The following is a 22,407-nucleotide window of genomic DNA, read 5'->3' as shown; positions in this document are numbered from 1 at the left end:
TTGGTTGAGAACTTCAAAGCTTTCAACGAAACAATCCAAAAAGCAAAACCAGCTACAGCTAAAGGAACTTACGTAACAAACTTGACGATCACAACTACTCAAGGTGTTGGTATCAAAGTTGACGTAAACTCACTTTAATCAGTAGTCAATGTAATGTAAAAAAGTTGAAGACGCCGTGTCTCAACTTTTTTTGATTTCAAAATATCTTCTTGTAAGGTAATACTCAATGAAAATCAAAGAGCAAACTAGGAAGCTAGCCGCAGGCTGTACTTGAGTACGGCAAGGTGAAGCTGACGTGGTTTGAAGAGATTTTCGAAGAGTATAAATTTAAGTTACTGCTGTTATTCTTAGAGTCACGTGTTTCAATACAATACTCTTTAAGCGTATTTAAATTGGTTTTATACTAAAGCATTGATCATCGTTAATGAAAAATAGAAAGATGTCTAATAAAATTAAAAAACACTCATTCAAACTCAATAATTATCAGTTATAATACTTGAATGCTACAAATATAAATGCTATAATGAACTGAAATGTGTACAATTATTTAGCAATCTTTTTTAAGATGTTCTTCTCTTAATATTACTAAAAAATTTAAGGGGGGGGCTTTTTATTTGCCCTAATGCTTTAAATCAACACGAATAAAATAAATCAAGGAGGTTGAATCTCATGAAGAGAGGTCAACAAGATTTTAGAACTGAAAGATACCTTCGGTATGGTATTCGTAAGTATAGTTTTGGAGCAGCATCAGTGGCGATTGCAGCTGGTTTGATGTTTCTTGGAGCTGGTGCGGTATCAGCAACAGAAGTAGAAGGAGTTAATGAAACATCTTCAACAGCTACTCCAACACCGACCATAGGCGATGAGGGGGCTAATCAAGGTGCTAACTCATCTAAAGCCACTACTTATGACGCAGCGCCAGTCCTAACTAGGGAGGCTAGTGAAGGTACTGCCTCATCCCAAGCTAGCGATGAGAATACCGAATCAGCGGTAACTGAATCCTCTACAGAAACAGTTGCAGATAAGTCTGAACTACAATCGAAAATTTTGACCTTACGTGCTGCTATCCAGTCGGCTACTAAGGGGACAGACAGTCTAGCTCTTGACTTTGCTAATCAAACATTGACAAGTGCGCAAGCAGTTTTAGAAGCTAAACCAAGTCAATCAGAGGTTGCTCAGCAAGTCCAAGCCCTAACAAATGCTATTACTGTAATCGCAGAAGCGTCTAGTCAAGCACAAGCTAATCAAGTCAATGCAGTAGAAACAAAACAATCATCTGAACAAGTAGAGTTAGAAAAACGAGTGTCAGAGGCGGATGTAACCAATCGTTTAGCAAATAGTTTTTTGGAAAAAGAAGCAAATGATTCAAGCCTTTCTGAAGATGTCAAGAGTGCTATTAGAGCTGTCATAGCCAGCAATGCTGCTAAAATCACAGAAGCAAAGGCCACTTTAGCAAATGGTGATGCGAGTGCTCAAGCCCTTAACCAATCGATGGCAGAATTGAAGTCCTCTATTGAAGCTGTCTATGTTACTCTCCGTAAAGCAGGCAAAGAAGAGTTTTCAGTTTCCCTGGACGATACAGCTCCTGCCGGTGGTGTCATTGTACAACCAAATGCCAAAGATTATATATCCATTCCGCAGGGTGATGGCACTTATAAGACAGTTTCAACAGCTACAACAGAAGCCTCTGCAACAGGTAAGGATATCTATACCTTTGGTGCAACTGCCGCTACAAGAGGAGATGTCTCAACGGATAGAATCAGTGGAGATATTACGACTCTGGAAGCAGTCGTGTACTCTCACCAACGGACAGGTACCGATACGAATCCTGGTAACTCAGGTTCCGGAAATAATAATAAAGGTCGAGTGGATTTTCCTCTAAGCAAGGAACAAGCAGAAGCCTTGGCTGCAGAAGCTCCCCTCTGGAAAGGGAAACTCCGTGCAGATGGGTCAACAATTTCAACATATAATAATCAAGTTTTTGGTGCAGGAGGAGGATATGAATACCTTGCAACCCACATCTATCACTATGTCTATGAACAAGGTACTGACCGTGTTTATATCGAAAAAATCAAGGGACGATTTAGTGTGACAGATAAAGCAGCCGCAGCTGGCTGGGTGGTTTCAAATGTAGAGCCGACAAACTTACCAACAGGTTTGACCTACAATGCAGCTACAGACACTATTCAGGGGACGATTGTGACAGATGGTTTGGCAAACGGGGTATATGATACGCGAATGTATGTGACCTATACCAATACCCAGACCAATGCCACTGTGCGTGCAGTCTACCGAAATCTTCGTGGGGGTTGGATTGGTTGGCAAGACACAACTCCACCAAACATTGGAACCAATGGAGAGGTCTTTGAAGGAAAGGTTGGTAAAAGTAGCTTCACCAATGAGCAAGGTGACTCTACAAATAGTATTGATATCCACTACTCAGATACTTCAGGTTCTCGTGCCATGTCTGGCGGTGCTAATGTTACCTATACGCTAGCAGATGGGACGAATGTTACAGTACGTAATCAATACGGGCCAAGTACTACAGGAATCTCGGGTAATATTGTGACAGCTACTGGAACAGCTCGTGCCGTGGATACAGAGATTCCGGGATTGACCTATGCCTTAGATGGTAGTACACCCTTAACTACTTCTGAGGGTGTGACTACGGGTTATACAGGGAAGGCCTTGATTAGTGGAACTCCAACGGAAGCTGGTATTTATTATGTTACAGCCTATGCTAAGGACTGGAACCAGCCAACAGGTGCGAATGGTTGGACAACCCAGGGGCAAGAAACCCATGCAGGTATCACAGTTAAGGTAGCACCGAAAATTGATGTCCTCAACATTGCTGCATATGGAACAGAAGTCCCAGTGACTATCTCTAAAGGAGCTACCTATGCCAAGGTGACCATGCCTGATGGAAGTGTCACAGCACTTGAAAATAGAGAAGGCAAGTGGTATGTTGCCGCGGAGGGAACTACAAATACAGCAGTGACAGCTGGTGAATTAGTTGGAACAGTTGGTGAACAATTTAAGTTAAAAGTTACAAGTGAAATGACAGCAACAGCTGGTGTCAATAAGATATCTGTTTATGCTAAAACAGAAGCTGTTACAGCATCCTTGATGCGTTCATCTGTCACACTCCAAGATAATGATAACTCGTCACACGTTGCAACCTTGAATAAAACAAGTGGACGTTGGGAACTTCCAGCTGAATATGCGACTGTTAGAACCGATCACGGAGATGGTACTTATGATGTAACGAATAGAGAAGTTTACACCTCTGTGCAAACGGATGGCTCTATCAAGTTCTATATTTATGCCTATAACCGTAGTTACGATGCTACAGGAAAGGTTACAGCAGTTAATGATGTGACTCGTAAAGAAACAGTTTATGCGAGAGAAAATACCCTAGCTACAACAGTTGGGAATGGAACCTATGTAACAGTTTCTTACGATAAAGCTACGAACACATGGTCGTCATCGGATCAGTCAGTAGTGACAGCTACAAAGACAGATGCTGGTCATTGGGAAGTATCTACTTCATCAGGATTTTCTGGTGTGGTTAAGGCGACTGTAGCAGAATCGACGGATGAAGCTACGATTATCAATAGAAAACCAACTGTTACTTCGACTTCTTATACAGCTAAGATGAATACAACTGTAGACTTAGTAGACCGCAGTTTGGACGGAGTAAGTACGGTAACAACTGATGCTCATGTGACAGTAGCTGATGCAGAAGATGACTCACTTCCATCTACAAGTGATGCTGAGAAAACTTTCAAGACTAGTCACAATACCAAGATAACAACTATTAGAGTGACTGATCCAAATGGTGGGTTGGTTGCATCTTACACAAAGACTGGTGATGCTCATAATTACCCAGATGCAACAAGCTTAAAATTGACAGAAGTTGGTGTTTATACAGTTACAGTAGAAGTTATGGATAGTAATACTAACCTAGTTGATGAGACAAACGTTGGTGAGACAACAGAGGGTACAGATCATGGTGCAAACACATCTACGGCACGTACAGTCTACACTATTACTGTTACTCCTCTGGATATAGAGGGTCAACCTACGAAATCAGTGGCTATTCAAGGGGAACCACAAGAAGGGGAACCTACATTTGAGTTTAAAACAGATGTTGAAACTGAGACTGAGAAAGAGACAGAGATTAATCAGGGAACAAAACTCTATAGCCTTGAAGGAGCGATAGATGGCTCTGTAACGGCTACAAAAGATGGTAAGACAATAGGTACTTACAAGATTGATAAAGATACAGGATTGGTCACTTTCACTCCTGAAAAAGACTTTACAGGGGAAGCACCAGCAGTTACAGTACGTTTGACAGTAACATTTGCTAATGATACTACTGGGAATCCACTCACTGCAACTGCGACAGCGACCTACACCCCAACAGTTATTCCAGTAACACCAAGCTCTGAAGCTTCAGAGACAAGTGGACCGCAAGGACAAGCCCAGACTTCAGTTATTAAGTATGACACTGCAGATACAGATGCTAGCACTGTGAACTTTACTAAAGGTAGTGCTATGGTTGAAACGGTTGAGAAGTCTGTTGAGCTAGATAAAGGAACGGTAACGCTTCTTGATGCCAATGGAGCAGAAACTACAACTGTCACAGTGGCAGACCAAGGTACCTATAGTCTAAACAAAGATACCAACACCATCACCTTCCAGCCTCTTTCAAGTTTCGTAGGCAAGGCAAGTCCAGTAACAGTTCAAGTGAAAGATGCCAATGGAACAGCAACAACAACGACTTACACTCCAACGGTAACAGCTGTAACTCCAACAGGTGCTTCATCGGCTACTGAAGGAGCTCGTGGAACTGTTCAAACATCTCCTGTAGTATTTGATACGCCAGATCAAGATAATACAACAGTAAACTTTAATAAAGGTCATGAAAAAGTTGAGCTTGATAAATCTACTCTAACATTAGTTGATAAAACTGGTAAAGAAGTGAAAGAAGTTGTAGTTCCAGGAGAAGGAACATATGTACTTAAGGATGGAGTCGTTGAATTTACACCAGAAAAAGATTTTGTAGGCAAGGCAACTCCAGTAACAGTTCAAGTGAAAGACGTCAATGGTAAAGTAGTTTCTGAAACTTATACTCCAACTGTGCGTCCTGTAACGGAGTTTAAAGACACAGATGGGAATGTTGTTTCAGGAAGTACTACAGAAGATGGCAAAGTTGATAAGAAGGACTTCCCAGGTTATAGATTTGTTGAAACTAAAGTTGATAACAAAGGTAATACTACTCATATCTATGAAAAAGTAACAACAACATTCAAGGATAAGGAAGGCAATCTTATTACTGTTGATAAAGACAACAACCCTGTGAAATCAACAGAAAAAGGAGAAATCCCAGCTAAAACGATTCCAGGTTATAAATTCGTAGAAACTAAGAAACTTCCAAACGGAGATATCGAACACATCTACGAAAAAGTAACAACAACATTCAAGGATAAGGAAGGCAATCTTATTACTGTTGATAAAGACAACAACCCTGTGAAATCAACAGAAGAAGGAGAAACCCCAGCTAAAACGATCCCAGGTTATAAATTCGTAGAGACTAAGAAACTTCCAAACGGAGATACTGAGCATATCTACGAAAAAGTAAGTACCTTCTTCAAAGATAAAGAAAGTAAAGAGATTCCAAACTATCCAAGTGAACCGGGAACAGTCGATAAGAAAGACATTCCAGAATACAGATTCGTAGAAACGAAGAAATTACCAAATGGTGATACAGAACATATCTATGAAAAAGTAACAACAACATTCAAGGATAAGGAAGGAAACGAAATTCCTAACTATCCAAGTGAGTCAGGCACAGTAGATAAGAAAGACATCCCAGAGTACCGCTTCGTAGAGACTAAGAAGTTGCCAAACGGTGACACAGAACACATCTACGAAAAAGTAAGTACCTTCTTCAAAGATAAAGAAGGCAAAGAGCTTCCAAACTATCCAAGTGAGCCAGGTACAGTCGATAAGAAAGACATCCCAGAATACAGATTCGTAGAGACGAAGAAACTGTCAAATGGAGATACTGTTCATGTTTATGAAAAAGTAACACCACCAGCTCCAACACCTTCACCTGTTCCTCAACCAAATCCAGGTAAGCAAAATACAACTACTTGGACTGATGAGAATGGAAATCCATTGAAACCAACTGAGCCAGGTTCTAAAGAACCGGGAACAATTCCAGGTTACGAATATGTGAAGACTGTGACAGATTCAAATGGAAATATCAGACATATCTTCCGCAAAGTTGAGATGCCAACTCCAACACCGGTTGAACCGACTCAACCAGCACAACCGGTAGAGCCAGCAACTCCAGCAATACCTGAACAGCCAGCTAAACCTCAAATGCCAGCAACACCTAAATATGTTGATGGTCAAAAAGAATTGCCTAACACAGGTACAGAAGCTAACGCTAGCCTCGCAGCGCTTGGACTTCTTGGAGCCCTAGGTGGATTTGGACTTCTTGCTCGTAAGAAGAAAGAAGACTAATCTTTCTAATGGGTATAATTTGTTTGCAATGAACAGATTGTCCTTAATGAGGTTGGGCAAAAACTTCGTTTCAGGATAAAATGAAGTAAATATTCTCACAATAAAACGCATAGTATCAAGTTTTTCAAGACCTGATATTATGCGTTTTTTAATTTTCAAGACTTTTTTCAGTCTCACTTATTGTATAGTGAAATGAGATAAAAAATGGATAAATTGATTGGGAGATTTAAAAAATCCTTGTTTATGATTTTTTATATGCCATTGATTTACAGTAGATAAAAAGACTGAGAGCTTACTTCTCAGTCTTGGATATGTTGAAAGAGGTGGTCGAGTTGGTTTAGGTAGTCGGTGCGTGAGTTGATAATTCTCAGGATATGGACTTCTTTTTCATGAATGAGGTAAAAGAGTAGGTATTGTTTAGAGACAATCATTCTGAGAATGTTACCTGGATAGAGGGAGTAGCCGATTTTATGATCAAAATTAATACCACCCTCTGGTGAGAACATGAGTAGATTGGCAGTTTGGCGTAGGCGAGTGATGACTTTCTTGGCTATGTTTTCACTGAACTCTGTGGAGTAGTAGATGAAAATATCGTCCAAGTCTTGTCTGGCTTGTTCTGTAAAGCGTACTTTATAGTTCATACTTTGAAAAGACCTCGTCTGCGTCGTAGAGACGCCCTTCGATGATGTCTTGGTAGCCTTTATCTAGTTCTTCCTTGAGTTCTCCTAGGAAGATTTCTGCTTTGAGTTGGTCGGCTGTTTTAATTGGGAGACCTTTTTCAAGGACGATTTGTTCTACAAAGAGGTTGAGGGCATCTGAAAGGCTGATGTTTTTGCTTTCTAGGATGGTTTTTGCTTCTTCGAATAGTTGGTTATTAACTCGGAAGTTATAAACTCGGTCTCGTGTAAGTGTTGACATGGCATTTCTCCTTGTAATGATATTGTATTACAAATATCTTACAAAAAAAGATAGAGAAAGTCAAGGGCTGTTTTAGTAGGGAAGGGTGGTTGTTTTTGGGTTAAATATACAAATGAGGTCAGGAAAAAATTTCGATCTCATTTTTTATAAATAAGACTTTTCTTATAATTTTAGTTTCTATATTCACAACATTCAATAAAGCAGTAGGTTCTTGAAACCTATAGGGATTAGGATTACGAGAGCGTTTCATGGTCAATAGTTTTCTGTGTTACTGCTTTTTTATCGGATAGGCTAATCTAATCTTTCAACAGTGTAATAGTGGTATTTCGTTTTCAGAAAATATTTACACTCTTCGAAAATCTCTTCAAACCTCGTCAACGTCCATCTGCAACCTCAAAGCAGTGCTTTGATCAACCTGCGGCTAGTTTCCTAGTTTACTCTTTGATTTTCATTGAGTATTAATTGACAAGTGATGCAAATTGCAGTACAATAACAGTACAAATCGTAAGTGAGGTGATAAGAATGGGAAAAACAGCTACAATTAGTGTTCGAGTTGATGAATTAGATAAACAATCAGCTGAACAGGTTTTGAAGCAGCTTGGGATGCCGATATCAACATTAGTTACACTATTATTGAAACAAGTATCATTAACGAAGAAAATCCCTTTTGATATTGCATTGCCAGATGTACCTTCATCAGTGAATGTAGAGGAAATGACAGCTGAACGATTTGGACAAATGATGGTTGAAGCTTATCATGAAGCAGAAAATGGTCATGTTCGATCTGTCAATGAGTTCTTTAAAGAATTTAAGGAACGGAACGTATGACTAAAATAACCATTAATATTTTAAAAAGAGCTGAAGGAGATATGGAAGCCATTTATCATTATATCGCAGATGAGCTTCAATCTCCGGAAACTGCTATGAGTCACTTTGAAGCTATTGCAGAAGGGATTAAAACCTTAGAAATATTTCCTGAAAGATGTGCTATTGTAGAGGAATTACTCAGTTTAGATATTAAAGTTAGACGACTACTAGTAAAAAATTATTCAGTGTTTTATCGTTTTGATAAGGATACAGTTACCATCTTGAGAGTGTTACATCAATCAAGTAGCTTGGACAGATTACTGTTTGAAATTGGGAACAAATCAGATTGACATATACGTATTTAGTCAGATTATATTCTATTTCATGGAACTTATATATAGTAGATTGAATCTAAAATAGTACACTGCGACTGTTAAAAATATTTCCAGAAATTAGATTGACTTTCCTAAGCGAGTTGTTCATACCTTATTCAATCTACTATAAAATCATAATTAAAGCTTTTTAAGAAACATGGAAAAACTGTTCATTATGCTCCAGATGCTAAAGCTTAATCTAGCTGAACAATAAAAAATAGCACCTGCCCATTTGGCAGTTTTTTTGATGTTTCAAGGAAACTATTAAACCAGAATTTTGGGTTAAAAATATCATTTTTAAGAGAAAAATCTCTAATTTCACAATCTATAGGCAAACGCTTGCATTCTAGTTTTTATTGGACTATAATAGGTTGGTATAAAGCCTTCTGTAGCAATAAAATGTAGAAGGTGTAGAAAGTAAGGATTTAGAATGTTTGTAGTCAAAAACACAATGTTGCTATTCCTTACCATAGGGAGAGATTTATGGCAATGATTGAAGTGGAACACCTTCAGAAAAATTTTGTGAAGACTGTCAAGGAACCAGGCTTGAAGGGAGCATTGCGTTCCTTTATTCATCCTGAAAAGCAGACCTTTGAAGCGGTCAAGGATTTGACCTTTGAGGTTCCTAAAGGACAGATTTTAGGATTTATTGGTGCTAATGGTGCTGGGAAGTCGACAACCATCAAAATGCTGACAGGGATTTTGAAACCGACATCTGGTTTTTGTCGAATTAACGGCAAAATTCCGCAAGACAATCGCCAAGATTATGTCAAGGATATTGGGGTGGTCTTTGGACAACGCACCCAGCTATGGTGGGATTTGGCTCTGCAAGAGACCTACACGGTCTTGAAAGAGATTTACGATGTGCCAGATTCGCTCTTTCATAAGCGCATGGACTTTTTGAATGAGGTCTTGGATTTAAAGGAATTTATCAAGGATCCCGTGCGAACTCTTTCACTTGGGCAACGGATGCGGGCGGATATTGCGGCTTCCTTGCTCCACAATCCCAAGGTACTTTTTTTAGATGAGCCGACCATTGGTTTGGACGTTTCAGTCAAGGACAATATTCGTCGGGCCATTACTCAGATCAATCAAGAGGAAGAGACTACCATTCTCTTGACCACTCACGACTTGAGTGATATTGAGCAACTTTGTGATCGGATTTTTATGATTGACAAGGGGCAGGAAATTTTTGATGGAACGGTGAGTCAGCTCAAGGAAACCTTTGGCAAGATGAAGACACTCTCCTTTGAACTGCTACCAGATCAAAGTCATCTCGTCTCTCACTATGAAGGCTTTTCGGATATGACAATTGATAGACAAGGAAATAGTCTCAACATTGAATTCGATAGTTCCCGCTACCAGTCAGCTGACATTATCAAACAAACCCTGTCTGATTTTGAAATCCGCGATTTGAAGATGATGGATACGGATATTGAAGATATTATCCGTCGCTTCTACCGAAAGGAGCTCTAAGATGGTCAAATTGTGGAGACGTTATAAAGCCTTTATCAATGCAGGTGTTCAGGAATTGATTACCTACCGAGTCAACTTTATTCTCTATCGGATTGGCGATGTTATGGGGGCTTTTGTGGCCTTTTATCTCTGGAAGGCAGTCTTTGATTCCTCGCAGGAGTCCTTGATTCAGGGCTTCAGCATGGCAGATATCACCCTCTACATCATCATGAGTTTTGTGACCAATCTGTTGACCAAGTCAGATAGCTCTTTTATGATTGGGGAGGAGGTCAAGGATGGCTCTATTATCATGCGTTTGTTGCGACCAGTGCATTTTGCAGCATCTTACCTTTTTACAGAGCTTGGCTCCAAGTGGTTGATTTTTATCTCTGTTGGCCTTCCATTTTTAAGTGTCATTGTCTTGATGAAAATCTTGTCTGGGCAAGGGATTGTAGAAGTGCTGGGTTTAACTGTTCTATATCTTTTTAGCTTAACGCTCGCCTATCTGATTAACTTTTTCTTTAATATCTGCTTTGGATTTTCAGCTTTTGTGTTTAAAAATCTTTGGGGTTCCAATCTATTAAAGACTTCCATAGTGGCCTTTATGTCTGGGAGTTTAATTCCCTTGGCTTTCTTTCCCAAGGTGGTATCAGATATTCTGTCCTTCCTGCCTTTTTCATCCTTGATTTATACTCCGGTTATGATTATTGTTGGGAAATACGATGCCAATCAGATTCTTCAGGCTCTCGCTTTGCAGTTTTTCTGGCTCTTAGTGATGGTGGGGGTGTCTCAGTTGGTTTGGAAACGAGTCCAGTCCTTTATTACCATTCAGGGAGGTTAGTATGAAAAAATATCAACGCATGCATCTGATTTTTATCAGACAATACATCAAGCAAATCATGGAGTACAAGGTTGATTTTGTGGTGGGTGTCCTAGGAGTTTTTCTAACTCAAGGCTTGAACCTCTTGTTTCTCAATGTCATCTTTCAACATATTCCATCACTAGAAGGTTGGACTTTTCAAGAAATCGCCTTTATCTATGGATTTTCCTTGATTCCCAAGGGCTTGGACCATCTCTTTTTTGATAATCTCTGGGCATTGGGACAGCGCTTGGTGCGAAAAGGGGAGTTTGACAAGTATCTGACTCGTCCCATCAATCCTCTCTTTCATATCCTAGTTGAAACCTTTCAGATTGATGCCTTGGGCGAACTTTTGGTCGGTGGTATCCTACTGGGAACAACAGTGACTAGCATTGCTTGGACTCTTCCAAAATTCCTAATTTTTCTAGTCTGCATTCCTTTTGCGACCTTGATTTATACTTCCTTGAAAATCGCGACAGCTAGTATCGCTTTTTGGACTAAGCAGTCAGGGGCTATGATTTACATTTTCTATATGTTTAATGATTTTGCCAAGTATCCGATTTCCATTTATAATTCATTTCTTCGTTGGTTGATTAGCTTTATCGTGCCTTTCGCCTTTACGGCCTATTATCCTGCCAGCTATTTCTTGCAGGACAAGGATGTAATCTTTAACATCGGAGGTTTGATGTTGATTTCCCTTGTTTTCTTTGTCATTTCCCTTAAACTTTGGGACAGGGGCTTGGATTCTTATGAAAGTGCTGGGTCCTAAGATGAAGAAACTCAAAGCCTTGTCTCAGGACAGGCTTTTTCTAATAGAGATGAAAATTCCTTGACATCTATTCTCAGAGTGCTATACTGTAAGTGTAATCGCCGATTTAGCTCAGTTGGTAGAGCAAGGCACTCGTAAAGCCTAGGTCACAGGTTCAATCCCTGCAATCGGCAAAGTGAAGAAGTCTCATCAGGCTTCTTTTTCTTTTTAAAGAAAATCAGACCACTTAGACCGATATAGAGACCAGATAGGCAAAAGAACTTGTTCTTGAAACTGACCTCTGCTATAATGATTTTTGTGAGGGACGTGAGTATTCATACTCTTCGAAAATCTCTTCAAACAACGTCAGCTTCACCTTGCCGTATATATGTTACTGACTTCGTCAGTTCTATCCACAACCTCAAAACAGTGTTTTGAGCAGCCTGTGGCTAGTTTCCTAGTTTGCTTTTTGATTTTCATTGAGTATTAGTTGGTAGAGCAAGGCACTCGTAAAGCCTAGGTCACAGGTAGATAAACGACTGAGGATTTGAAAAAATAGATATGTAGAAAATAACCGTTAAGCCTCGTTCTTAGCGGTTATTTATGTTCTTTAATGGTATTGATATTACACCAATGGTATCTGTCTTTGTGATTCTGCTAGTTTTTTTAAGTTGATTGCTACTATTTTTGATGGTGTGAATGTTCTGATAATATACCCAGCTAAGTACGAAAGTTTTTGACTCTATATTTTTAACGTACATTAAAAAACAAATTAATGTATGTTAATTTTTTATTGACTTAAATTTTTTAAATGATATACTATTCTTATGGAGAGCTAACAATTATATATAAATGTACTACTCTATTTCCTAGATAATACTTAGTAAAACTTTTTATAACAAAGGCTAGCAAAGTTAAAGTTTTCTATCTATTGGAAGTTAAATAAATATGTAAGGAATTAAAATGAAAAAAAGTACAGTATTGTCATTAACCACAGCTGCAGTTATTTTAGCAGCCTATGCCCCTAATGAGGTAGTCTTAGCGGATACATCTAGCTCTGAAGATGCTTTAAATATCTCTGATAAAGAAAAAGTAGTAGTAGATAAGGAAACAGAAAATAAAGAGAAACATGAAGAGATTCATCATGCTATAGAAGCTTCAAAGGATACTGAAGAAAAGAAAACAACAATTATTGAGGAAAAAGAAGTTGTTAGTAAAGAATCTGTGATAGATAACAAAACTAGCAATGAAGAAGCAACAATCAAAGAAGATTCCAATCAATCCCAAGAAGATAAAGCTAACTCGTCTGCAAGTAAAGACCCAGAAAGTCCCAAAAAAGAAGATAAACTTGTCTATATTGCTGAATTTAAAGATAAAGAATCTGGAGAAAAAGCAATCAAGGAATTATCCAATCTTAAGGATACAAACGTTTTATATACCTATAATACGATTTTTAATGGTGTTTCAATAGAAACAACTCCAGATAATCTGGATAAAATTAAACTAATAGAAGGTATTTCATCGGTTGAACGGTCACAAAAACTCCAACCCATGATGAATCATGCCAGAAAGGAAATTGGAGTTGAGGAAGCTATTGATTACCTAAAGGCCATTAATGCTCAATTTGGAAGAAATTTTGATGGCAGAGGTATGGTCATTTCAAATATCGATACGGGGACAGATTATAGGCATAAGGCTATGAGAATCGATGATGATGCCAAAGCCTCAATGAGATTTAAAAAAGAAGACTTAAAAGGCACTGATAAAAATTATTGGTTGAGTGATAAAATTCCTCATGCTTTTAATTATTATAATGGTGGTAAAATTACCGTAGAAAGAGCTGATGATGGAAGTGATTATTTTGATCCCCATGGGATGCATATTGCAGGGATTCTTGCTGGAAATGATACTGAAAAAGACATCAAGAACTTTAATGGCATAGATGGAATTGCACCTAATGCACAGATCTTCTCTTATAAAATGTACTCTGACGCAGGATCTGGGTTCGCAGGGGATGAAACAATGTTTCATGCTATTGAAGATTCCATCAAACACAACGTTGATGTTGTTTCGGTATCATCTGGTTTTACAGGAACAGGTCTTGTAGGTGAGAAATATTGGCAAGCTATTAGAGCATTAAGAAAAGCAGGCATTCCAATGGTTGTCGCTACGGGTAACTATGCGACTTCTGCTTCAAGTTCTTCATGGGATTTAGTAGCAAATAATCATCTGAAAATGACCGACACTGGAAATGTAACGCGGACAGCAGCACATGAAGATGCGATAGCGGTCGCTTCTGCTAAAAATCAGACAGTTGAGTTTGATAAAGTCAACATAGGTGGAGAAAATTTTAAATACAGAAATATAGGGGCCTTTTTCGATAAGAATAAAATCACAACAAATGAAGATGGTTCAAAAGCTCCTGATAAATTGAAATTTGTATATATAGGCAAGGGCCAAGACCAAGAGTTGATAGGTTTGAATCTTAAGGGCAAAATTGCAGTAATGGATAGAATTTATACAAAGGATTTAAAAAATGCTTTTAAAAAAGCTACGGATAAGGGCGCACGCGCCATTATGGTTGTAAATACTGTCAATTACTACAATAGAGATAATTGGACAGAGCTTCCAGCTATGGGATATGAAGCGGATGAAGCTACTAAAAGTCAAGTGTTTTCAATTTCAGGAGATGATGGTGTAAAGCTATGGAACATGATTAATCCTGATAAAAAAACTGAAGTCAAAAGAAATAATAAAGAAGATTTTAAAGATAAATTGGAGCAATACTATCCAATTGATATGGAAAGTTTTAATTCCAACAAACCGAATGTAGGTGACGAAAAAGAGATTGACTTTAAGTTTGCACCTGACACAGACAAAGAACTCTATAAAGAAGATATCATCGTTCCAGCAGGATCCACATCTTGGGGGCCAAGAGTAGATTTACTTTTAAAACCCGATGTTTCAGCACCTGGTAAAAACATTAAATCTACTCTCAATGTCATTAATGGGAAATCAACTTATGGCTATATGTCAGGAACTAGTATGGCAACTCCAATCGTAGCAGCTTCTACTGTTTTGATTAGACCGAAGTTAAAGGAAATGCTTGAAAGACCTGTATTGAAAAATCTTGAGGGAGATGACAAAATAGACCTTACAAGTCTTACAAAAATTGCTTTACAAAATACTGCGCGACCTATGATGGACGCAACGTCTTGGAAAGAAAAAAGTCAATACTTTGCATCACCTAGACAACAGGGAGCAGGGCTAATTAATGTGGCCAATGCTTTGAGAAATGAAGTTGTAGCGACTTTCAAAAACAAGGATTCTAAAGGTTTGGTAAACTCTTATGGTTCTATTTCTCTTAAAGAAATAAAAGGAGAAGAAAAATATTTTACAGTTAAGCTTCACAATACATCAGACAGACCTTTAACCTTTAAAGTTTCAGCATCAGCGATAACTACAGATTCTCTAACTGACAGATTAAAACTGGATGAAACATATAAAGATGAAAAATCTCCAGATGGGAAGCAAATTGTTCCAGAAATCCATCCAGAAAAAATCAAAGGAGCAAATATCACATTTGAGCATGATACTTTCACTATAGGCGCAAATTCTAGCTTTGATTTGAATGCGGTTATAAATGTTGGAGAGGCTAAAGACAAAAATAAATTTGTAGAATCATTTATTCATTTTGAGTCAGTGGAAGAAATGGAAGCTCTAAACTCTAACGGGAAGAAAATAAACTTCCAACCTTCTTTGTCGATGCCTCTAATGGGATTTGCTGGGAATTGGAACCACGAACCAATCCTTGATAAATGGGCTTGGGAAGAAGGATCAAAATCAAAAACAATGGAAGGTTATGATGATGATGGTAAACCGAAAATTCCTGGAACCTTGAACAAGGGTATTGGTGGAGAACATGGTATAGATAAATTTAATCCAGCAGCTATTATTCAAAACAGAAAAGATAAAAATATTACATCGCTAGACCAAGACCCAGACCTATTTGCCTTTAACAACCAAGGTATTCATGCAGAATCCACTAGTGGATCTAATGTTGCTAGGGTATATCCACTTGACTCAAAGGGAGAACCACAAAGTGTTTCACTAGAAAGAGGATTAACACCTTCTCCACTTGTATTAAGAAGTGCAGAAGAAGGATTGATTTCAATAGTAAATATAAATAAAGAGGGAGAAAATCAAAGAGACTTAAAAGTCATTTCGAGAGAACACTTTATTAGAGGAATTTTAAATTCTAAAAGCAATGATGCAAAGGGAATCAAATCATCTAAACTAAAAGTTTGGGGTGACTTGAAGTGGGATGGACTCATCTATAATCCTAGAGGTAGAGAAGAAAATGCACCAGAAAGTAAGGATAATCAAGATCCTGCTACTAGGATAAGAGGTCAATTTGAACCGATTGCGGAAGGTCAATATTTCTATAAATTCAAATATAGATTAACCAAGGATTATCCATGGCAGGTTTCTTATATACCAGTAAAAATTGATAATACAGCTCCAAGAATTATTTCAATTGATTTTTCTAATCCAGATAAAATTAAATTGATTGCAAAAGATACCTACCACAAGGTAAAGGATGAGTACAAACACGAAACCTTGTTTGCTAGAGACCAAAAAGAACATCCTGAGAAATTTGAAGAAGTAGCCAACGAAGTATGGTATGCAGGTGCAGCTCTTGTCGATAAGTATGGAGATGTTGAGAAAAATCTTGATGTAACTTACGCCGGAGAGGGTGAAGGAAGAAATAGGAAACTTGACAAAGACGGAAATACCATCTACGAAATTAGCGGAGCAGGAAATTTAAGAGGAAAAATCATCGAAGTAATCGCCCTAGATGGCGCAAGCAACTTTACCAAAATCCATAGAATTAAATTTGCTGATAAGGCTGACAAAAATGGAATGATTTCTTATTACCTAGTAGATCCTGACAAAGATGCTTCTTCTTACAAAAAACTAGGGGAAATTTCTGAAGATAAACTTAAAAATGCCCAAAGTCCAGAAGCCTCAAATAACGTAGAAGAAAAGAAAGAGACTGTTGAAGAAAAACCTATAGAGGGACCTTCAACTCTAGAGTTAGACAAAGAAATCTCTACTGTAAGAAACTTTGAAAATAAAGACCTAAAGAAACTAATTAAAAAGAAATATAAGGAAGAAGAAGACTTTGTAAATGGCGGAAAAAGAAAAGTAGAGCTTGATTATCGATATGATACTAAGGGAAATATAACTGCCTATGTGGATGGAAGTGCTCTAGAATATGAGACTGAGAAACTTGATGATGTTAAATCAAAGCTTGGTGGTGTATTAAGCCCATCAAAGGATGGACATTTTGAAATTCTTGGAAAAGTAAGTAATGTATCCAAAAATGCTAAGGCTTACTATGGCAATGGCTTCAAATTAATAGAAATTAAGGCAAGTAAATACGACCCACAAACTAAAACTCTAACCTTTGACTTATTTGCAAATACAAATGATGTAGTCGATGGTCTATCCTTTACGGGTGATATGAATATCCTTGTAAAAGATAAGGGTAAAACAAAAGCTAAAACTAAAATTAGAATGCCTGAAAAAAATAGGGAAACTAAAACAGAATATCCCTATGCATCAAGTTATGGGAATGTAATAGAATTAGGAGAAGGTGATCTTTCAAAAAACAAACCAAACAATTTAACTGAAATGGAATCTGGTAAAATCTATTCTGATTCAGAAAAACAACAATATCTATTAAAGGATAATATCATTCTGAGAAAAGGCTATGCACTAAAAGTGACTACCTATAATCCTGGAAAAACGGATATGTTAGAAGGAAATGGAGTCTATAGCAAGGAAGATATAGCAAAAATACAAAAGGCCAATCCTAATCTAAGAGTCCTTTCAGAAAAAATAATTTATGCTGATAGTAGAAATGTTAAAGATGGAAGAAGCACTCAATCAGTATTAATGTCGGCTTTGGATGGCTTTAACATTGTAAGATATCAAGTGTTTACCTTTAACATGAATGATAAAGGGGAGGCAATCGATAAAGATGGAAATCTTGTGACAGATTCCTCTAAACTTGTATTATTTGGTAAAGATAATAAAGAGTATCATGGGGAGGAATATTCTAATGTAGAAGCTATAAAAGAAGATGGCTCCATGTTATTTATTGATACCAAACCAGTAAACCTTTCAATGGATAAGAACTACTTTAATCCATCTAAATCTAATAAAATTTATGTACGAAATCCAGAATTTTATTTAAGAGGTAAGATTTCTGATAAGGGTGGTTTTAACTGGGAATTGAGAGTTAATGAATCGGTTGTAGATAATTATTTAATCTACGGAGATTTACACATTGATAACACTAGAGATTTTAACGTTAAGCTTAATGTTAAAGACGGTGACATCATGGACTGGGGGATGAAAGATTATAAAGCAAACGGATTTCCAGATAAGGTAACAGATATGGATGGAAATGTTTATCTTCAAACTGGCTATAGCAATTTGAATGCGAAAGCGGTTGGAGTACACTATCAATTTTTATATGATAATGTTAAACCAGAAGTAAACATTGATCCCAAGGGAAATACAAGTATCGAATATGCTAACGGAAAATCTGTAGTCTTTAATATCAATGATAAAAGAGATAATGGATTCAATGGTGAGATTCAAGACAAACATATTTATGTAAATGGAAAAGAATACACATCATTTGATGATATTAAACAACTAACAGATAAGACACTAAACATTAAGATTCTTGTAAAAGATTTTGCAAGAAATACAACTGTAAAAGAATTCATTTTAAACAAAGATACGGGAGAGGTAAGAGAACTAAAACCTCATAGGGTGACTGTGACCATGCAAAATGGAAAAGAAATGAGTTCTAAGATAGTGTCGGAAGAAGATTTCATTTTACCTGTCTATAAGGGTAAATTAGAAAAAGGCTATCAATTTGATGGTTGGGAAATTGCTGGTTTCGAAGGGAAAAAAGATGCTGGCTATGTTCTTAATTTATCAAAAGATACCTTTATAAAACCTGTATTCAAGAAAATAGAGGAGAAAAAGGAGGAAGAAAATAAACCTACTTTTGATGTATCCAAAAAGAAAAATAAGGTGCAAGTAAATCATAATCAATTAGATGAAAGTCACAGAAAAGAGGATTTACAAAGGGAAAATCATTCCCATAAATCTGATTCAACTGAAGGTGTCAAAGCTACAGTTCCTGTACAAGTAAATCATAATCAATTAGATGAAAGTCACAGAAAAGAGGATTTCCAAAGAGAAAATCATTCACACAAATCTGATTCAACTGAGGGTGTCACAGCTACAGTTCCTGTACAAGTAAATTATAGTCAATTAGATGAAAGTCAAAGATCTGATTTAACTAAGGATGTCAAAGCTACAGTTCCTGGTAGAAATGATAAAAACTTTGAAAATAAGACTGAAGTTTATCCTAATGAACCAGAGAACATAGCCAATAAAGACACCAATATCGATAGCAAATTAACTACTAACAATCTTAATAAGTCACCAAAAACCGGAACAGTTAGCGGAGTCTTTACATTATTCGTTGCTGGAATACTGTTTACCGTAGGCACATTTCTTGGATTGAAGAAAAAAGATCAAGATTAAGACCAAAGCTATAGATGAAAAAATGGTTTATGTACTGAGATAGTGTGATGATGAAACAGTTTTGTGAAAATAGCCATTTATAACTCAATTATTTAGTTTACTTTACTATTGATACTCTTTTTGGATTTATTAATAGACTTAGTTTCGACAACTAATGAATTGATTGAAAGGGTTAGTATTGACAATATTGGTCACATTGATTAGAAAATAGAGTCTATCAAAATTTAAAGGCTAATAGAGGTGATGAGATAATTTCAAGGAATTAAGTAGCGTTTGGTTGCTTAATTCCTTTTTATTTGGAAGGAAGTTTTTCACCTGCTTCCTTATTTTATCGCTATTATTGAACCATTTAGACCGAGATAAAGACCAGATAGACAAAAGAGCTTGTTCTTGAAACCAACCTCTGCTATAATGCTTTTTGTAAGGGACGTGAGGCATCAATATCAGATAACTCAAGTTCCTAAAAAAGAAATCGGAGATAAACAAATGAAAAAATTATTAGGGATTGTATTTTTAGTAGCAGCAGCGACAGTAGTGTATTTTGGCTCTGTTGGCTGGCCAAGTTTGGACATTAACCTCTGGTCATTGATTCCGGTAGGGCTGTTCCTCTTTTTCACTCTAGAGAATCTTTTGAAAAAAGACTACAAGGCTAGTCTAATGTGTTTCATTATTACCTTTATCATTGCGAATGCAATTTTGGATCTTTTGCCAATTTCAAGTGGCTTGGTGATTGGAGCAGGCATCCTGGCTTGTGTAGGGCTTGGTTATCTCTTTCCGGATAAAGAAGGAAAATAAGAATTATTAAAAAAGATATAAAGAAAAAACACTTCAACCACTCTATTTTAGTTTGATTGAGGTGTTTTTGATTTCATTTTTTTATTTCTGAGCCATCAATTCAACAATCATCTCAATATACATGACAAGGGTCAATAAGAATCCTGCACGCCAGAAGAATTTGATGAATTTAGGATAGTAAAAGCTACGTTTTTTCAAAAGAAAGAAAAAAACGAGGATAATGGCTAGAAGTGAGAGGGCTAGGCCCAGTCTAGGAAGAAAATTATGGGTAAAGGTTTTAGCTGTGATTAGGTAATACTCAAATATCAAGACTGGAAAAGCCAAATCTGCAAAGTTACGTCCTAGTTTTTTTAATCTAAAAAGTTTGGTTATGATGATGCAGACTACTAAGGTCAGTATCAATAATAAAATAGATGCTAATTTCATTAAAATCATATCCATATTGTATCATAAAAAATCGCTAAAGGAAATGAGAAACAGAGGAATTTATAGGAAAGTCAGGCTTTTGAGATTGTGGGTGTTTTTTGTTATAATGAAAGTTATGAAATCTTATAATACCTTGAATGATTACTATCGAAAACTCTTTGGAGAAAAGACCTTTAAAGTCCCTATTGATGCGGGATTTGACTGTCCCAATCGTGATGGAACTGTAGCTCATGGGGGTTGTACTTTTTGTACGGTTTCAGGGTCTGGAGATGCTATTGTAGCACCAGATGCCCCTATCCGAGAGCAATTTTATAAGGAAATTGACTTTATGCACCGCAAGTGGCCAGATGTCCAGAAGTATCTGGTTTATTTTCAAAATTTTACCAACACCCATGAAAAGGTGGAAGTCATCCGAGAGCGCTATGAGCAGGCTATCAATGAGCCAGGTGTAGTAGGAATCAATATTGGAACACGCCCAGATTGCTTGCCTGATGAAACCATCGAGTATTTGGCTGAGTTATCGGAGCGCATGCATGTGACGGTTGAATTGGGCTTGCAGACCACTTATGAAACAACCTCTGATCTGATTAACCGTGCCCACTCTTATGAATTGTACGTGGAAACGGTCAAGCGTTTGAGAAAGTATCCCAAGATTGAGATTGTTTCCCATCTGATCAATGGTTTGCCTGGTGAAACCCATGAGATGATGCTTGAAAATGTCCGCCGCTGTGTTACGGATAACGATATTCAAGGAATTAAATTGCATTTGCTTCACCTCATGACCAATACGCGTATGCAACGGGATTACCATGAGGGACGCTTACAACTGATGAGTCAGGACGAATATGTCAATGTCATCTGTGATCAATTGGAGATCATTCCCAAGCATATCGTCATCCACCGAATCACGGGAGATGCACCTAGAGATATGCTGATTGGTCCCATGTGGAGCCTCAATAAATGGGAAGTGCTAAATGCTATTGAAACTGAAATGCGACGTCGTGGAAGCGTTCAAGGATGTAAGGCTGTAAAACAGGAGTTTAATAATGAAAAGACCACTTGAAATGGCACATGATTTTTTGGCTGAGGTTGTAACTCAGGACGATATCGTAGTGGATGCGACTATGGGAAATGGTCACGATACCCTTTTTTTAGCCAAGTTAGCCAAGCAAGTCTATGCCTTTGATATTCAGGAACAAGCCTTGGAAAAGACCCAAGAGCGTTTGGACCAGGCTGGCTACACAAATGCCCAGTTAATCTTGCAAGGTCATGAGACACTGGACCAGTTTGTGACAGAAGCCAAGGCAGGGATTTTTAATCTGGGTTATTTACCGTCGGCTGATAAATCTGTCATTACCCAACCTCAGACTACCATTGAAGCCTTAGAAAAGCTGTGTCACTTGCTTGTCAAAGGGGGACGGATTGCCATTATGATCTACTATGCTCATGAAGGTGGCGACCTCGAGAGGGATGCTGTCTTGGATTTTGTCAGTCAGTTGAACCAACAAGAGTACACAGCTGCCATTTACCAAACCCTGAATCAAATCAACAACCCACCATTTTTAGTTATGATTGAAAAATTAGAGAGATATAGACATGGATAAACAATACCTACGTGAAAAGCTGGATGCCATGCGCCAGAAATTTGTCGAGTCAACCCACCACGAACGTGCGGTTGGTGTGCTAGACCAAGCGCATATGAGCAAAAAAATGCTTAAAATCAAGAAAAAATTAGTTGCTCTTGAAATGGAACGGTGCCAGAGAAAAATTGAGCACAAAGACTGTTCCAAGATTGACCAAAAAATCAAAGAGCAGAAGGAGATATTTGAATCCTGTTGTAAAAAAGACTAAGGAGG

General features: G+C 37.6%; 14 protein-coding genes, 1 tRNA gene and 1 pseudogene. 13 read left to right on the top strand and 3 right to left on the bottom strand.

All coding sequences use genetic code 11. The annotated features are described in order from the left end of the window. Positions 1 to 138 (top strand): annotated as a pseudogene (locus tag WKI23_RS02625) (50S ribosomal protein L1); the annotation flags it as partial. A gap of 531 nt (positions 139 to 669) precedes the next feature. Next, positions 670 to 6,534 (top strand): YSIRK-type signal peptide-containing protein, encoded by a 5,865-nt coding sequence (locus WKI23_RS02620; protein ID WP_368078862.1) that lies wholly within the window; start codon positions 670 to 672, stop codon positions 6,532 to 6,534. 299 nt (positions 6,535 to 6,833) lie between these two features. On the opposite strand, the gene WKI23_RS02615 is transcribed toward WKI23_RS02620, so the two are convergent. Then, the gene (locus tag WKI23_RS02615; protein ID WP_368078861.1) at positions 6,834 to 7,175 is read right to left on the bottom strand and encodes a type II toxin-antitoxin system RelE/ParE family toxin; all 342 of its coding nucleotides are present in this window, start codon (positions 7,173 to 7,175) and stop codon (positions 6,834 to 6,836) included. After that, on the bottom strand, positions 7,165 to 7,452 hold the full coding sequence (gene relB / locus WKI23_RS02610; protein WP_368078860.1) for a type II toxin-antitoxin system RelB/ParD family antitoxin: 288 nt from the start codon (positions 7,450 to 7,452) through the stop codon (positions 7,165 to 7,167). Before relB ends, WKI23_RS02615 begins: the two co-directional genes overlap by 11 nt. A 522-nt stretch (positions 7,453 to 7,974) precedes the next feature. Here relB and WKI23_RS02605 point away from each other — a divergent pair. The 8 genes from WKI23_RS02605 (at position 7,975) to WKI23_RS02570 (ending at position 20,125) form a co-directional block, all read left to right on the top strand. After that, complete coding sequence (locus WKI23_RS02605; protein WP_000520543.1) at positions 7,975 to 8,280, top strand: type II toxin-antitoxin system RelB/DinJ family antitoxin; 306 nt, start codon at positions 7,975 to 7,977, stop codon at positions 8,278 to 8,280. Next, positions 8,277 to 8,609, top strand: a complete 333-nt coding sequence (locus tag WKI23_RS02600) for a type II toxin-antitoxin system RelE/ParE family toxin (RefSeq protein WP_136937183.1) — start codon at positions 8,277 to 8,279, stop codon at positions 8,607 to 8,609. The genes WKI23_RS02605 and WKI23_RS02600 overlap by 4 nt, the downstream gene beginning before the upstream one ends. 507 nt (positions 8,610 to 9,116) lie before the next feature. Further along, positions 9,117 to 10,109: an ATP-binding cassette domain-containing protein gene (locus WKI23_RS02595; protein WP_368078859.1), complete on the top strand. Its 993-nt coding sequence runs from the start codon at positions 9,117 to 9,119 to the stop codon at positions 10,107 to 10,109. A gap of 1 nt (position 10,110) precedes the next feature. Beyond that, entirely contained in the window at positions 10,111 to 10,929 is an 819-nt protein-coding gene (locus tag WKI23_RS02590; protein ID WP_368078858.1) for an ABC transporter permease, read from the top strand. 1 nt (position 10,930) lies between these two features. Further along, positions 10,931 to 11,716 (top strand): ABC transporter permease, encoded by a 786-nt coding sequence (locus WKI23_RS02585; RefSeq protein ID WP_368078857.1) that lies wholly within the window; start codon positions 10,931 to 10,933, stop codon positions 11,714 to 11,716. 100 nt (positions 11,717 to 11,816) lie between these two features. Then, a tRNA-Thr gene (locus WKI23_RS02580) sits at positions 11,817 to 11,889 on the top strand. A 769-nt stretch (positions 11,890 to 12,658) separates the two neighbouring features. Next, positions 12,659 to 19,330, top strand: coding sequence for a S8 family serine peptidase (locus WKI23_RS02575; protein WP_368078856.1), 6,672 nt, complete (start codon positions 12,659 to 12,661; stop codon positions 19,328 to 19,330). Between the two features lie 486 nt (positions 19,331 to 19,816). Beyond that, a complete protein-coding gene (locus WKI23_RS02570) occupies positions 19,817 to 20,125 on the top strand; it encodes a hypothetical protein (protein ID WP_368078855.1) in 309 nt (102 codons plus the stop codon). Positions 20,126 to 20,206: 81 nt separating this feature from the next. Here WKI23_RS02570 and WKI23_RS02565 read toward each other — a convergent pair whose 3' ends face one another. Then, positions 20,207 to 20,566 (bottom strand): DUF3397 family protein, encoded by a 360-nt coding sequence (locus WKI23_RS02565; protein ID WP_368078854.1) that lies wholly within the window; start codon positions 20,564 to 20,566, stop codon positions 20,207 to 20,209. Between the two features lie 91 nt (positions 20,567 to 20,657). On the opposite strand from WKI23_RS02565, the gene WKI23_RS02560 reads away from it, so the two are divergent. The 3 genes from WKI23_RS02560 to WKI23_RS02550 are packed head-to-tail and all read left to right on the top strand — an operon-like array spanning position 20,658 to position 22,402. Continuing rightward, positions 20,658 to 21,614, top strand: coding sequence for a TIGR01212 family radical SAM protein (locus tag WKI23_RS02560; protein WP_368078853.1), 957 nt, complete (start codon positions 20,658 to 20,660; stop codon positions 21,612 to 21,614). Continuing rightward, positions 21,598 to 22,155, top strand: a complete 558-nt coding sequence (locus WKI23_RS02555) for a tRNA (mnm(5)s(2)U34)-methyltransferase (protein ID WP_368078852.1) — start codon at positions 21,598 to 21,600, stop codon at positions 22,153 to 22,155. The genes WKI23_RS02560 and WKI23_RS02555 overlap by 17 nt, the downstream gene beginning before the upstream one ends. Beyond that, positions 22,148 to 22,402, top strand: coding sequence for a hypothetical protein (locus WKI23_RS02550; RefSeq protein WP_261043273.1), 255 nt, complete (start codon positions 22,148 to 22,150; stop codon positions 22,400 to 22,402). Before WKI23_RS02555 ends, WKI23_RS02550 begins: the two co-directional genes overlap by 8 nt. Positions 22,403 to 22,407 lie beyond the last annotated feature (5 nt).

Source organism: Streptococcus pseudopneumoniae (assembly GCF_038148955.1).
Classification (GTDB): domain Bacteria; phylum Bacillota; class Bacilli; order Lactobacillales; family Streptococcaceae; genus Streptococcus; species Streptococcus pseudopneumoniae_T.
This window is presented reverse-complemented; position numbering and strand designations above follow the sequence as displayed.